Below are 13,311 nucleotides of genomic sequence, written 5' to 3'. Positions count from 1 at the left end.
TTAAAGGATTTAGCGGTGATCGACATAAGGCCATACCGTCGCTTTTACCGTCGGAATCTCGCACCTTTTGCTGGTGCGGAAGATGGGACGATTTGCGCGGCGTCGACACTTTCGACCTTATCGTCGTTCACGATATATTTTAGCGCCTTAGCATTGCCTGGGAACTCTCTACCTCTCCTGTCTACAACAACATCTGCCCCAGAGTTCTGACCGCCTGCTTGAACCCACGCAGAATTGTGTCAAGAACATTCGAGGAGGCCAATAGTTTTGCAGGTCAGCGATCAAGAGGTCTATGCCGACTGAATCGCCCAGAATTCCGTAGACACCTTGCTGCCATAAAAACTATCGCTTAGGCTGAGGCGACTATTAGCACGAAGCGCTACACCGGTGACTTCAAGATCGAGCCGTTCCGACAGATCGTTGAGAAGAGCGCCGAGCGATTGGATATATCGATCAAAACTCTTACAGCTGAAAGCGATGACGAGGCAAAGGCGATATGGACCGGCAGGTGAAGCAAAATCAGAACACGATAGTTTTCCGTTGCAAGGCCGAGCTGCACCGCCGCACTGAACCTAAAAAACTGCTCGTGTCAAGCCATTTGTGCAAATCGCACGAGGTCTAAAACTCTATGTGGGACGCAAGGTTAGCTCTGTTTGGGGCCGCTTGAAGCGACTCGGGCGACGTGGCCAGGTGCCACATAAGAGCGACAGGAGAGAAAGCCGGAGCGCGTTGCATCGGGCACGTTTCCCAACAGCAGACCGACTTGCGTTTCCATAATAGCCCAACTGACCGACTCCCAGAACGATGAAAGCGCAGCCCGTAGGCTGCGCTTTCATTGTGAGCGGCTGTTGGGTGCGTTCGCTTCGTCAGCCTGATTTGGGCGGTGCGGCCTTGCCCCTACCTCCCTTCCTGAATCCCCGATCCGCTGCCATGAACGCCTCTAGCATGTGCGGGATCAGCGTCGTTGCATCGACCGCCTCGCCATACGCCTGCGAGTGCAGCGCGGCGTAGCGGTCGAGGTCGGCTTTCAGGCTGACCGGGCACGCAAAGGTCAGCTTGACGCTTTCGGTCTTGGGCAGAGGCCCAAGCCGCAGCTTCTTGGTGGTGTTCATTTCGCAACTCCACGGTTGAAGAACAACGGCTGGTAGGGACGCAACACAAGATCGCGGTTGACGATGATCCGCACCGGCAGGCCCGGCCGCTCGGTCAGCGTCGGCTGGATGTTCATGTTGCGCCGGGTCATCTCCTGGCCGACTTGGTTGATGCTGTCCTGCGTGCTGTCGCGCCCAGCGATGACGATGCGGTTGCCGTCCTGCCGGTTTTCTGGCGCAGCCAACTCGGCACCCACGCCCAGCAGGGTCGTCAGCGCCGCGCCGGCAAAAACGCGATCCCAATGCCAATCGACACCATCCTCCAGCCCGGCATAGCCGGCCGGATCGGTGCCCGCGAGGCTGTCGAGCTTCAGCGATGACGTGTCCGGCAGGATGACGCGGTTCCACACCACCTGCACCCGGCTCTGCCCGTAGCTCACCTGGCTGTTGTACTTGCCCAGGATGCGCGAACCCTGCGGGATCAGCAGGAACTTACCCGTGGCCGTGTCATAGACCGGCTCTGTCACCGTGGCGATCACGTCACCCGGCAAGTCCGACTTGATGCCCGTCACCAGCGCCCCGGCGATCACCGTTCCAGCCATGACCTGATACGGCGAGGACGGCATTTGCAGATTGCCGGAATTGCGGGTTTCCGTAGAGCCGCCTTTCAGGAAGGCTTCCTTCTGCTCCTGCCGGTTCTGCACGGCGGTCGGGTCGGATGGCTGGGCCGCCGTTGAGGCTGGGCCAGCAGCCAGCGGGTCGAAGCCCGCCAAGGCGCTTCCGGGCGTAGCCGCCGCGATTTGGGCCGTACCTGGCGCAGCGGTCTTGCCTTGGTTGCCCGAGCGGAAGAACACCGACGAGTTCGCCGCCGCATCGGCCTCCTTGCGCCACGCATCCGCCGGATCATGTCCCGGCGGTGCGTAGGCTGGCGTCACCGGCTGCTGCGACTTCACGATGGCCGGGCCGAGGTCGCCCGGCAACGGCGGCCCCAGCTCAGGCACCTTAGGCGGCAGCTTCGAGTAGTCGGTCGGCAGGCCATCCAGCCCTTCGGACTTCGACACGCGATCGACGTTGTACAGCTCGGTCTGCTCGCCCGCGCCGCGCCGATGCGGCTGCAATGACCAGATCGTAGCCCCGAGCACGGCGACCGACAGGCCGCCGGTGAGGATGGCCAAGGTGCGCCGGTTCAGGCGCGTGACCGGGCGCGGTTGAGCGCGCAGCGCCACCGCCTCGGGCGCGACCTTGCCCGTCTGCGGAGCAAGATCAGGGGAATCGTCCTGGCTCATGGTCAGTTCCTCCGCGTGCCGTCCGTGCGCTCGATCCGCACCACGTCGCCCTTGTCACCGCCCAGGCGCAACTCGGCCGCGCCGAACAGGCGATCCACGATGTAGTACGGCGAGCGGAAGCGGTAATTCACCAGTTGCCCGTCGCCCTGCGCGCCGATGACGAACAGCGGCGGCAACTCGCCCTGGGCAATGCCCGGTGGGAACTGGATGTAGACCTTCTCGCCATCGTCAAAGGCGCGCAGCGGCTTCCACGGCGGATTGCTCCCGCTGACCGCGTAGCGGAATCGGATCTTCTCCAACGACAGGCCGCTATCGACCGGCGCGGCGGCGCTGGCCGCCTGCGCCTGGCGCTGCAAGGCCAGCATCTTGTCCTTGGGATATTCCCAGGACACCGACGCCATCCACGTCTTCTCGGTCGAGGTCAGTTCCAGCAGATAGGTACGCCTGCTGGTGGTGATGACCAGATTGGTCTTGAGGCCCGAGCGGATGGGCTTGACCATGACATTCACGCGCAGCGCATCACCGCTGCCGCTCGATGTGTCGCCCACGATCCAGCGCACCGTATCGCCCGCCGCCACCGTCACCAGCTCCTCGCCCGGCTGGAGCGCGATCACCGTCACGCGACCCACAGCCGCATAGACCTGATACAGCGCGCCGTCCGTGAAGGGCCAGACTTGAATCGCGTTGACGTAGCCCTCGCGCGTCGGTGCAATGCGCGCTTCGGCATTCGCGCGGGATACGCGCAAGGTTTCATCGGCGGGTTCTGGCGTGGGCTTGGCATCCGGCACAGGTTTCATCTGCGCAGGCATCGGCAGCACCTGCGGCACGGCCACCACCTCCACAGGCGCAGGCGGCTCCGGCAGCGGCTGGGCCTGCACCGGCTCATCAAGCGAAATGGACGGCGGCGGCTTGCCCTGCGAAGCGCAGCCTGCAAACAGGACGGTGGATACCAGCAGGATCACCGGCAAGGCGGATTTACGGAAATGTGCGTTCATGGCTTTGCTCCTTCGTTCGCTTCCAGTTCGCGGCTCCACGACAGGCCGTTGACGTAGATGCCCAGGGGGTTCTTGCGCACACGCTGCTCGGTACGCGGGGCTTGCAGCACTGTGGAAATCACCGCGTTCCAGCGTTCGGTGCGATCCAGCGCTCCATTGACGAAGCGCGTCTCCGTCCAACGCACGTTGAACGACTGGTCGGTGGCGCGGGTCACACTGGTGATCTGCACCGTCACCGACTCCTTGCCGATGCGCGCGAACGGATCGTTCACGCGGGCATATTCGTTGAGCACGACTGCGCCTTTGTCGGTGGTGTAGTCGTAGGCATCGAGCCAGTTCTGCCGCACCACGATGGGGTCGATGGACAGCGAGCGCACCAGGCCGATGAAGCGGCCCAGGTGGTAGGCGATCTGCGCATCTCTGGGCCGGTATGGCGTGGCGGCTTCGCCAACAGCGCGCACCTGGCCCGCGTTGTCCACCTCGATGACGTAAGGCGTGACGATGGACTGCGCCGAACGCCACACCAGGCCGCCCGCCATCAGCACCGCCAGCGTGAGGCAGCCGAAGGCCATGAAACGCCAGTTCTTGGCCTGCACGCGGGCCGAGCCGATGCGCTCGTCCCAAACCTGGGCGGCGGATTGGTACGGAGTAGCAGGCTGCGGCGTGTCGGCGTAGCGCACCTGCGGTCGTTTGAATCGCATGGGAGTTCTCCTTGAGGATCAGGAATCGCTTCATTCATCGGTGTTGCGCAGGCTTGGCCCCTGGCTGGAGCTGCCGCCGTCGCCGCCGCGCAACGTGTGGGCGGCCGTGGTCGCGGCATGGGTGAGCTGCTGCCTGCGGTGCAGGCGCTTGGCCCAGGCGGGTTGCGCAGCGGATGGGGTTGACTCGGTTGCCGCCTGCGCGGCACCGGCCCCCGACGCCGAACCGTCGTCGTCGGGCCGGAAGGCAGCGGCGACACGCTCTTTCATCGAGCGTGCGCCCTCAGCCACCTTCTGCCCGGCCGCCTGTGCGCCGGTCTTGGCGACATTGCCGACACCAGCGGCAGCGCCCTTGAGGCCGCCGCCGGCGGATGCAGAACCCGCCTGAAACGCTGACCGGGCGCTGCTGGCGGCCCCAGTGGCGGCACGCGCTCCGCTACCGGCCAGCTTGGCGGCTGCGGGCGCCATGCGCGCCCCGGCGGCGACTGCGCCGCCGACGCCCGTAGCCGCAGCGCCCACGGCAACAGCAGCGCCGGCCGCGCCCAGCGCCGCACCGGCCATCGCACCTGCGCCGAGCTGCGGGCCGCCGGACACCAGCCCGGTTGCAATGCCCGGCCCGAAGATGCCCAAGGCCAGCAGCGTCAGCGAGGCCAGCATCACGACCACGGAGTGGTCGATGGATGGTTCGGTGGGCTGTACCTGAAACTCGGCGAACAGGCCCGAGCCGATGCCCACGATCACCGCCAGCACCAGCACCTTGATGCCGGACGACACCACGTTGCCCAGCACCTTCTCGGCGAGAAATGCGGTCTTGTTCCAGAGCGCGAACGGCACCAGCACGAAGCCGGCAAGCGTGGTCAGCTTGAACTCGATCAGCGTGATGAAAAGCTGGATCGCCAGCACGAAGAAGCACAGGAGGACGATCAGCCAAGAAAGGAACATCACGACGATGGGCGTGATGTTCACGAATACCTCGGGAAAGCCCGCCATGTCGCCGATCTGTTTCAGGATCGGGGCCCCGGCGTCGATGCCGACTTTCGCCAGCCGGCCCGGTTGCAGGAAGTTCTCCATGCTCAGGGTCGAACCACTGGCCGTCAGGCCCAGGCCCGCGAATGAGCGGAAAACGATGCCCGTCAACCAGTTGAAATTGCCGATGATGTAGGCGAAGGCGCCCACATACAGCACTTTGCGGATCAACTTGGCGATCACGTCCTCACCCTGGCCGGTGGCATGACTCATCGCCCAGAACAGCCCGGCGAGCGTCATGTCGATGACGATCAGCGTGGCGGTCAGAAACGCCACTTCACCGTGCAACAGGCCGAAGCCCGAGTCGATGTAGCGTGAGAAGGTGTCGAGGAAGCGGTCGATGACCGTCACGTCGTTCATGGCGAGTACTCCTGCCCGGGTAGAGCGATTGCCCCACTGTCATCGGTGGGTTCATCGAAGCTGGGCGCGATCGGTGGCAGCTCGGCCAGCGTCTGGTACTCGCCCGGCCCGGCCTGGCCGGAGAGAAAGCGGCGCAGGTCGGCCTGCACCACCTGCGCGCAAAACGCGCCGTCGTGCGCGCCCGCGCGGCACTGCGCGCGCAGTGCGTGCAGCCGGGCCGGGTCGGCAGCAAGCGCATTCATCGGCACCTGCTGCGGCCGGTCACAGCCGGCCAGCACAAGCGCATGAGCGGCAAAGGCGAACACGACGGGCGTGCGTTGCATGGCAGCCTCCGTCAGCGGTTGTAGAAATTGACGGGCTGCGGCGTGTACGGCGTGCCTTCGCCCAGGAAGCGGCGCGTCACTTCGCGCCCGCGCTCCGTGGCCGCCGCCTGCCGCGCCAGTTCCAGCGAGGCCGCGCGGTCTTGCGTGATCTGGAGCCGCTGCGTCTGGATCGACTGCTTGGCCTGCAAGGCCAGCAACTGGTTCATGGCCTGCATCGCTTGCAGCGCGCCCTCGGCCGACTGGCTCTTGCCCACGAGGTCGGCCAGCACGCTTTCGTCGTCGCTCAGGTTCTGCGACGCCTGGGCCTGCATCTGCATCGTGGTCTGCAAGCCGCCCAGCGTGTTCTTCCAGCGCTCCTGCGCGTCGAGGTACATCTGATTGCCACTCACGGTGGCCGCGTACTTCTCGGGATACAGGCGCGCGAACTCGCGGTCGATGCTCGTCACGTCGTAGGCCAGTCCCTTGGCCTGCGCGATGAGACGCTGGGTGGTCGCCAGGTTCGCGCGCAGCTGGCCCACCACGCTGGACGGCAGGCTGGCCAGGTTACGCGCGTGGTTGATGAGCATCTGCGCTTCGTTCTGGAGCTGGCGGATCTGGTTGTTGATCTGCTCCAGCGTGCGAACGGCGGTGAGCGTGTTCTGCACCAGATTGGTCGGGTCGAGCACGATGTCGCCGACGCCGAACAAGGCGTGGGCGGGTTGCGCGATGCCGAATGCGAGCACGCAGGCGGCGGTCAACGCGGCGAGCTTGGGGGTATGCAATTTCATGGTTGGTTCTCCTGGGGGTGGTCAGCGGTATGGAGGGAACCTGGCGCGAGGCCGGGGAACGAGGGCAGCAGGTCAGCCGCCCAATCGAGGCCGCGATGGCGCAGCCAGGCGCCCGCGAAGCCGGGCACGCCGGCGTCCTGCGACACGCGGCCAAGAACCTCATCAATGGCGCGCTGGTCTTGCGGCGTGGAAGCACCTGCGAAGGCCAGCGTCGCCGGCCCCAGGTCGAGGTCGAACACGCGGTTGCCGAGGCGGGATTGGTAGTAGTAGTCGCGCTTGGGCTGCGCGGTGGCGACAATCTCGATCTGCCGGCTGTTGAGGCCGAAGCCCTCGTAGATCGTGCGAATCTGCGGCTCGGTGGCCTGCGGGTTCGGCAGGAAGATGCGGCTGGCGCAGCTTTCGATGATGGCCGGCGCGATGGCCGAGTCCTTCACGTCTGCGAGCGACTGCGTGGCGAAGATGACGCTGACGTTCTTCTTGCGCAGCGTCTTGAGCCACTGGCGGATGCGCGCGGCAAACACCGGGTCATCGAGGAACAACCACGCTTCATCAAGGATCAGCAGCGTGGGCGCACCATCCAGCCGCTCCTCGAAGCGCGCGAACAAGTAGCGCAGCACCGCGAGCACAGCGGCCTTGCTGTGCATCAGCTCCTCCATCTCGAACGCCTGCACGTCGGCCGTGCCGAGGCGGTCGTGGTCGGCATCCAGCAGCCTGCCGTGCGCACCGCCCAGGACGTAGGGCGCGAGTGCCTGGCGCAAGGTGTTCGATTGCAGCAAGGCCGTCAGGCCCGTGAGCGTGCGCTGTTCCACCGGCGCGCTGGCCAGGCTCCCCAGCGCAGACCAGATGGCCGCCTTCTCGTCCGGGCCGACGGGCGCGCCTTCGTGCAGCAGGCGGCCTTCCACCCATTCGCTGGCCCAGGTGCGGTAGCCCTCGCGGTCGATGCGCGCGAGCGGCTGGAAGGCGATTTCGGCATCCGCGCCCAGGTCGTAGTGCTCGCCGCCCATTCCCAGGATGGCCGCACGGATCGAGCGCCCCATGTCGAAGGCGAAGATGCGCGAGCCGCGATAGCGGCGGAACTGCATCGCGATCGTCGCCAGCAGTACGGACTTGCCCATGCCGATGGGGCCAACCACCAGCGTGTTGCCCACGTCGCCGATGTGCGTCACCAGCCGGAACGGCGTCGCGCCGTCGGTGCGCGTGACGATCAGCGGCGGGCCATCGAGATGCGCGTTGCGCTCCTGGCCGGCCCACACCGCCGACACCGGCATCATGTGCGCCAGGTTCAGCGTCGAAACGATGGGCTGGCGGACATTGGCGTATGCGTTGCCCGGAATGGACGACAGCCAGGCATCCACGGCATTGAGCGTTTCGGGGATGGTGACGAAGCCCCGGCCCTGGATGACGCGCTCCACCATGCGCAGCTTCTCGTCGGCCACGGCGGCGTCCGCGTCCATGACGGTGACGGTCGCCGTCAGGTAGCCGAAGGCGACTTGATCGCTGCCCAGCTCCTGCAAGGCAGCATCGGCGTCGGCGGCCTTGTTGTTGGCGTCGGTATCGACCAGCGGGCTTTCCTGCTGGAAGATCGTCTCGCGCAGCAGCGCGATGACGTTCTTCCTTTTCGCAAACCACTGGCGGCGCAGTCGGGCGAGTTCTTTTTCCGCCTCGGCTTTGTCGAGGCACAGAAAGCGCGTACTCCAGCGATACGCGAAGCCCAGGCGGTTGAGGTCGTCCAGAATCCCCGGCCAGGTCGAGGTCGGGAAGCCCCGCACCGACACTACGCGCAGGTGCTGGTCGCCCAGCATCGGCGCCAGGCCGCCGACCAGTGCGGAGTCCGTCAGCAGCGCGTCGATGTGGAACGGCACTTCGGGAACGCCGACGCGGTAGCGTCGCGTCGAGACGGTCGCGTGCAGGTAGGTCAGCGTCTGGCTGTCATCGAGCCACGCGATCTCCGGCATCACGCCATCGAGCAGGTCGAAGATGCGATCCGTTTCAGCGACGAATGCGTGCAGCCGTTCGCGCCAATCCACGCCTTCGGTCGGCCGGTTTTCGTACAGCAGGCCCGCGGCGCGAGCACGGGATTCCTCGGACGGCAGGTAGGCCAGCGTCAGGTGATAGCCGCTCTCGAAGTGGTTGCCCGAATCCTCGAAAGCGGCGCGGCGTTCTTCATCGACCAGCCACGACAGCGGCTCGGGAAACTCCGAGTGCGGGTAGTCGGCGGCTGGCCGGCGCTCGGCTTCGATGAACAGCGCCCAGCCCGAACCCAAGCGGCGCAGCGCGTTGTTCAAACGCGCCGATGTGGCGATCAGCTCGCCTTGCGTCGCGCTGTCGAGGTCGGGGCCACGAAAGCGCGCCGTGCGCTGGAAGCTGCCGTCCTTGTTCAAGACGACGCCCGGTGCCACCAGTCCGGCCCAGGGCAGCCAGTCGGCGAGCAAGGCCGGGCGCTGGCGGTATTCGGCGAGGTTCAGCATCGCGGCGTCCTCCCCTACACGTCCAGCAGCGGGCGGTGCTTGATGTGCCGCGCGAACACGGCCATGAACTGCGGATCGACGCGCGCGCCCCACATCGCCAGCGAATGGCCGACGATCCAGAGCACGACACCGGGAATCCACAGTTGCAGGCCCAGCCCGACAGCGGCGGCCAAGGTGCCGTTGGCGATCGCCACGGTGCGCGGTGCGCCGCCCAGCAGGATCGGCTCGGTGAGCGAGCGATGCAGCGGCACCTCGAACCCGGCCGCGAAGGTGTCCGGGGCACTCATACGACGGCCCCGCCCGAGAAGCTGAAGAACGACAGGAAGAACGAGGACGCGGCGAAGGCGATGCTCAAGCCGAACACGATCTGGATCAGCTTGCGGAAGCCGCCCGACGTGTCGCCGAACGCGAGCGCGAGGCCCGTGGCGATGATGATGATGACCGCGACGATGCGCGCCACCGGCCCCTGGATGGATTCGAGGATGGATTGCAGCGGGCCTTCCCACGGCATCGAGGAACCCGCAGCCTGCGCGGTGCCCGCAAGCAGCAACATGAAGGCAGCGAGCATCAAGCCTTGCATGGCCGGGCGAGCCAGACCGTCCAGGCGCGCGGGCCGGGCAAGCGGATTTACGGAAATACGGAAAGCATCAACGTGCGTCATGGAAGTTCTCCAGAGTGGTCAGGGGACAGGGAGGAAAGGTCGGACTGCGGCAGCAGCTCGGGAAACGGCGCTTCCAGCGCGTCCGCCAGTTGGTAGCCCACGCCGTCGAAACCGACGACGCGGGCGATGCTCTCGATGCGGCGCTTGCGTCCGCGCCCGGCGATGTGGATGACCACGTTGACCGCTTCCGCGATCAGCGCACGGGGCGGGTTCACCGCCACTTCGAGAATCAGTTGCTCCAGGCGCAGCAGCGCGCCCAGCGCGGAGCCGGCGTGTACGGTGGCGATGCCACCCGGATGGCCGGTGCCCCAGACCTTGATGAGATCCAGCGCCTCGGCGCCGCGCACCTCGCCGACCACGACGCGATCCGGGCGCAAGCGCATGGACGAGCGCACCAGGTCGGTCATAGATACGACGCCTGCGCGCGTGCGCAGCGGTACGTGGTCGCGGGCCGCGCATTGCAGCTCCACCGTGTCTTCGAGCACCAGCACGCGGTCGCCGGTGGCTGCGATCTCGGCCAGTAGCGCATTGGCGAGCGTGGTCTTGCCGCTGCTGGTGGCCCCGGCGATCAGGATGTTCTGCCGCTCGCGCACGGCGCGAACGAGAAAGCCCGCCTGCGCGCTGGTCATCATTCCGTCGATGACGTACCGCTCCAGCGGAATCACGCCGATGGCGCGCTTGCGCAGCGCGAAGGCCGGCCCCGGCGCTGCCGGCGGCAAGATGCCCTCGAAGCGTTCGCCGGTTTCGGGCAGCTCGGCCGACAGCAACGGCTGGCCGCGATGCACTTCCGCGCCGACGTGGGCGGCCACAAGGCGGATGATGCGTTCGCCATCGTCCTCGGGCAGCTCCACGCCCATCGGCGCGCGGCCCGAGGACAGCCGATCCACCCAAAGGGTGCGGTCGGGGTTAAGCATCACTTCCACCACGTCCGGGTCTTCGAGCGCGGCGGCGATCAGCGGCCCCATCGCCGTGCGCAGCATCTGGATGCGGCGGTCGAGCGAGGTGGCGAAGGACGAAGGCGCGGCGCTCATGAGGCACGCTCCTGCGCTTCGGCAACTGCCGCCGCGTCATCCATCCGTATCGGGTCGGGGTGCAGTTCCTCCACCACGTCGCGCACCAGGCTGCGCCCGCGCAGCAGGTGACGGCCCAACTGCTCCACGAACTGCTCGAACCGCGCCTTGCCCTGGGCACGCGCCGCGTCTTGGTGCGCCTCGGGAACTGGCGTGCTGACCGTGAGGAAGTAGCGGATGAACAGCGCCAGCGTTTCGATCTGGATGTTCTGGTCGCGCTCCAGGCGTTCGGCATGGCGCGACAGGCGATCCAGCCGCTTGGCGATGGCCGCTTCGCGCTGATCGCCCGCGTCGGGCGACAGCCAGGATGCGAGCGCCGCCGCAACAATGCTGGACTTGGACACGCCTTTGGTGGCGGCCAACTCGTCAAGCCGCTTGGCGTGCTCGGGCTGGATGAAGAGATTCAAGCGGTGCTGGCTCATAGCGCGATTCCGTCGTCAGGGTCGAGGGATGCCAGCCGGGCCGTGCGCTGCAGGGCCGGGTCGAGCTGGCGCGGGAGGGGAAGCGGCATGTCGTCGTCATCGAGCAGCCCGAGGTCGGCTGCAGGCGCTGCCAGGTCGGGGTCGTAGACAACGGTTTCGGAGAGTTCGGGCTGACGGCGCGGGCCGCCGTCGTCGGTCGAACCCAGGTTCTCCAAGCCATCAGCGGGTGCCGTGGCCGGCGCGGCTGGAACGGAGGGAATCGCCAGCCCGCTCCAGTCGTCGGGACGCGAGGGCGGCACGTCGGCATAGCAGCCGACGGCGAGCACAGGCGGCGACAGCACGCGGCGCTTGAAATTAGCGTCCGCGTAGTAGCGCAGCTTCTTGGCCTTGATCGGCGCGACGCTGGACACCATCACCACCGCCTCGTCAGGCGGGAGTTGCATCACCTCGCCCGGCGTCAGCAGCGGACGTGCGGTTTCCTGGCGCGACACCATCAGGTGGCCGAGCCACGGCGCGAGCCGGTGGCCCGCGTAGTTGCGCTGGGCGCGCAGCTCGGTGGCCGTACCCAGCGTCTCGGAAATCCGTTTGGCGGTGCGCTCGTCGTTCGTGGCGAACGTCACGCGCACATGGCAGTTGTCGAGGATCGAATGGTTCTGCCCATACGCCTTGTCGATCTGGTTCAGGCTTTGGGCGATGAGGAAGCTGCGGATGCCATAGCCCGCCATGAAGGCCAAGGCCGTCTCGAAGAAGTCCAGGCGCCCAAGCGCCGGGAACTCGTCGAGCATCAGCAGCAGCTTGTGGCGGCGCGCGATGCCGTCGGAGCCATCGAGCGATTCCGTCAGCCGCCGCCCGATCTGATTGAGGATCAGGCGGATCAGCGGCTTCGTCCGCGAAATATCCGAAGGCGGCACCACGAGGTACAGCGACACCGGATGCTCGGCCGCGATCAGGTCGGCGATGCGCCAATCGCAACGCGACGTGACTTCGGCCACTGTGGGATCACGGTACAGGCCGAGGAACGACATGGCGGTGCTCAACACGCCGGAGCGTTCGTTGTCGCTCTTGTTGAGGACTTCGCGTGCGGCGGATGCCACCACGGGATGTGGTCCATCGCCGAGATGCGGCGTGGTCATCATCCGATGCAAGGTCAGCTCGAACGGGCTGGCCGGGTCGCTGAGGAAGTTGGCGACGCCGCGCAGCGTCTTGTCTGCACCCGCGTAGAGCACATGCAGAATGGCCCCGACCAGCAGTGCGTGCGAGGTCTTTTCCCAATGGTTGCGCCGCTCCAGCGCGCCTTCGGGATCGACCAGAATGTCCGCGATGTTCTGCACGTCGCGCACTTCATGCGCGCCGCGCCGCACCTCCAGCAGCGGGTTGTAGGCCGCCGACTTCGCATCGGTCGGGTTGAACAGCAGGCAGTGGCTGAACCGACTGCGCCAGCCTGCGGTGATCTGCCAGTTCTCGCCCTTGATGTCGTGGATGACGGCCGAGGCCGGCCAGGACAGCAGCGTCGGCACCACCAGGCCAACGCCTTTACCGCTGCGCGTGGGTGCGAAGGTCAGGACGTGTTCCGGCCCTTCATGCCGCAGGTACTGACGGTCGTGCTGGCCGAGGAACACGCCGGCCGGCTGCGTGAGTCCCGCCTTGCGAATGTCATCCGCGTTCGCCCAGCGGGCCGAGCCGTAAGTCGTGACCAGGCGCGATTGCCGCGAGCGCCAGATCGACATGCCAATCGCCACCAGCACGGCGACGAGACCACTGCCGCCCGCAATAGCGCCGCCGATGTCGAACACGCGGGGCGCGTAGGCATCGAAGAAGAACCACCACTCGAACAGTCGCCACGGGTGATAGACCGGCGTGCCTAGAAAATCGAACCACGGCGAGCCAAGGCGTAGTTGATAGCCCAGGGCCGCTGCCGTCCATTGTGTGGCGCTCCACACACCGGCGATCACGATGCCGAATACCACGGCGATCTGACCGAACAGCACGTTCGTCCCTTGCATAACCTCGCCTCCGATCACGGCACACGGAGGTGCCGCAGCACTGAGGATCAAGGCGTGCGTACAGGCCGGTCAAAGGCCGTTATGGCTGTGATTTAGGCCGAAAAAGCCAGATTTCTTGCAGGGTCGAAAGCCATAAGAACG

At 66.1% G+C, this 13,311-nt stretch carries 13 protein-coding genes; all 13 read right to left on the bottom strand.

The features are described from left to right. Positions 1 to 866: 866 nt before the first annotated feature. Genes MPZ60_RS13795 through MPZ60_RS13735 form a run of 13 tightly spaced genes read right to left on the bottom strand, consistent with a single transcriptional unit; the run spans position 867 to position 13,170 of the window. Positions 867 to 1,112: a DUF2274 domain-containing protein gene (locus tag MPZ60_RS13795; RefSeq protein ID WP_189353467.1), complete on the bottom strand. Its 246-nt coding sequence runs from the start codon at positions 1,110 to 1,112 to the stop codon at positions 867 to 869. Then, entirely contained in the window at positions 1,109 to 2,377 is a 1,269-nt protein-coding gene (locus MPZ60_RS13790; RefSeq protein ID WP_242882057.1) for a TrbI/VirB10 family protein, read from the bottom strand. The genes MPZ60_RS13795 and MPZ60_RS13790 overlap by 4 nt, the downstream gene beginning before the upstream one ends. Positions 2,378 to 2,379: 2 nt before the next feature. Further along, on the bottom strand, positions 2,380 to 3,372 hold the full coding sequence (trbG, locus tag MPZ60_RS13785; protein ID WP_242882058.1) for a P-type conjugative transfer protein TrbG: 993 nt from the start codon (positions 3,370 to 3,372) through the stop codon (positions 2,380 to 2,382). Next, positions 3,369 to 4,073, bottom strand: a complete 705-nt coding sequence (trbF, locus tag MPZ60_RS13780; RefSeq protein ID WP_242882059.1) for a conjugal transfer protein TrbF — start codon at positions 4,071 to 4,073, stop codon at positions 3,369 to 3,371. Before trbF ends, trbG begins: the two co-directional genes overlap by 4 nt. A 30-nt stretch (positions 4,074 to 4,103) precedes the next feature. After that, on the bottom strand, positions 4,104 to 5,456 hold the full coding sequence (gene trbL, locus MPZ60_RS13775; protein WP_242882060.1) for a P-type conjugative transfer protein TrbL: 1,353 nt from the start codon (positions 5,454 to 5,456) through the stop codon (positions 4,104 to 4,106). Beyond that, entirely contained in the window at positions 5,453 to 5,779 is a 327-nt protein-coding gene (locus MPZ60_RS13770; protein WP_242882061.1) for a hypothetical protein, read from the bottom strand. Before MPZ60_RS13770 ends, trbL begins: the two co-directional genes overlap by 4 nt. 11 nt (positions 5,780 to 5,790) lie before the next feature. Further along, positions 5,791 to 6,546: a P-type conjugative transfer protein TrbJ gene (gene trbJ / locus MPZ60_RS13765; RefSeq protein ID WP_242882062.1), complete on the bottom strand. Its 756-nt coding sequence runs from the start codon at positions 6,544 to 6,546 to the stop codon at positions 5,791 to 5,793. Next, a complete protein-coding gene (gene trbE, locus MPZ60_RS13760) occupies positions 6,543 to 9,014 on the bottom strand; it encodes a conjugal transfer protein TrbE (protein ID WP_242882063.1) in 2,472 nt (823 codons plus the stop codon). The genes trbJ and trbE overlap by 4 nt, the downstream gene beginning before the upstream one ends. A gap of 14 nt (positions 9,015 to 9,028) precedes the next feature. Next, positions 9,029 to 9,301, bottom strand: a complete 273-nt coding sequence (locus tag MPZ60_RS13755; protein WP_020230337.1) for a VirB3 family type IV secretion system protein — start codon at positions 9,299 to 9,301, stop codon at positions 9,029 to 9,031. After that, a complete protein-coding gene (locus MPZ60_RS13750; protein ID WP_087080991.1) occupies positions 9,298 to 9,675 on the bottom strand; it encodes a TrbC/VirB2 family protein in 378 nt (125 codons plus the stop codon). Before MPZ60_RS13750 ends, MPZ60_RS13755 begins: the two co-directional genes overlap by 4 nt. Further along, positions 9,672 to 10,706, bottom strand: coding sequence for a P-type conjugative transfer ATPase TrbB (trbB, locus tag MPZ60_RS13745; protein ID WP_242882064.1), 1,035 nt, complete (start codon positions 10,704 to 10,706; stop codon positions 9,672 to 9,674). Before trbB ends, MPZ60_RS13750 begins: the two co-directional genes overlap by 4 nt. Next, positions 10,703 to 11,167, bottom strand: coding sequence for a CopG family transcriptional regulator (locus MPZ60_RS13740; protein WP_242882065.1), 465 nt, complete (start codon positions 11,165 to 11,167; stop codon positions 10,703 to 10,705). The genes trbB and MPZ60_RS13740 overlap by 4 nt, the downstream gene beginning before the upstream one ends. Beyond that, positions 11,164 to 13,170 carry a conjugal transfer protein TraG gene (locus tag MPZ60_RS13735; RefSeq protein WP_242882066.1) on the bottom strand — a complete coding sequence of 669 codons (2,007 nt, stop codon included), beginning with the start codon at positions 13,168 to 13,170 and terminating at the stop codon, positions 11,164 to 11,166. The genes MPZ60_RS13740 and MPZ60_RS13735 overlap by 4 nt, the downstream gene beginning before the upstream one ends. Positions 13,171 to 13,311 lie beyond the last annotated feature (141 nt).

Source organism: Comamonas sp. 7D-2, from assembly GCF_022749555.1.
Classification (GTDB): Bacteria; Pseudomonadota; Gammaproteobacteria; order Burkholderiales; family Burkholderiaceae_C; genus Comamonas; species Comamonas thiooxydans.
This window is presented reverse-complemented; position numbering and strand designations above follow the sequence as displayed.

What these genes read in the sequence shown, in the direction of transcription:
- trbE (WP_242882063.1), bottom strand. Translation starts at nt 9,014, where the DNA reads ATGCTGAACCTCGCCGAATACCGCCAGCGCCCGGCCTTGCTCGCCGAC.
- trbJ (WP_242882062.1), bottom strand. Translation starts at nt 6,546, where the DNA reads ATGAAATTGCATACCCCCAAGCTCGCCGCGTTGACCGCCGCCTGCGTG.
- MPZ60_RS13750 (WP_087080991.1), bottom strand. Translation starts at nt 9,675, where the DNA reads ATGACGCACGTTGATGCTTTCCGTATTTCCGTAAATCCGCTTGCCCGG.
- trbF (WP_242882059.1), bottom strand. Translation starts at nt 4,073, where the DNA reads ATGCGATTCAAACGACCGCAGGTGCGCTACGCCGACACGCCGCAGCCT.
- MPZ60_RS13790 (WP_242882057.1), bottom strand. Translation starts at nt 2,377, where the DNA reads ATGAGCCAGGACGATTCCCCTGATCTTGCTCCGCAGACGGGCAAGGTC.
- MPZ60_RS13735 (WP_242882066.1), bottom strand. Translation starts at nt 13,170, where the DNA reads ATGCAAGGGACGAACGTGCTGTTCGGTCAGATCGCCGTGGTATTCGGC.
- MPZ60_RS13740 (WP_242882065.1), bottom strand. Translation starts at nt 11,167, where the DNA reads ATGAGCCAGCACCGCTTGAATCTCTTCATCCAGCCCGAGCACGCCAAG.
- trbL (WP_242882060.1), bottom strand. Translation starts at nt 5,456, where the DNA reads ATGAACGACGTGACGGTCATCGACCGCTTCCTCGACACCTTCTCACGC.
- trbG (WP_242882058.1), bottom strand. Translation starts at nt 3,372, where the DNA reads ATGAACGCACATTTCCGTAAATCCGCCTTGCCGGTGATCCTGCTGGTA.
- trbB (WP_242882064.1), bottom strand. Translation starts at nt 10,706, where the DNA reads ATGAGCGCCGCGCCTTCGTCCTTCGCCACCTCGCTCGACCGCCGCATC.
- MPZ60_RS13795 (WP_189353467.1), bottom strand. Translation starts at nt 1,112, where the DNA reads ATGAACACCACCAAGAAGCTGCGGCTTGGGCCTCTGCCCAAGACCGAA.
- MPZ60_RS13770 (WP_242882061.1), bottom strand. Translation starts at nt 5,779, where the DNA reads ATGCAACGCACGCCCGTCGTGTTCGCCTTTGCCGCTCATGCGCTTGTG.
- MPZ60_RS13755 (WP_020230337.1), bottom strand. Translation starts at nt 9,301, where the DNA reads ATGAGTGCCCCGGACACCTTCGCGGCCGGGTTCGAGGTGCCGCTGCAT.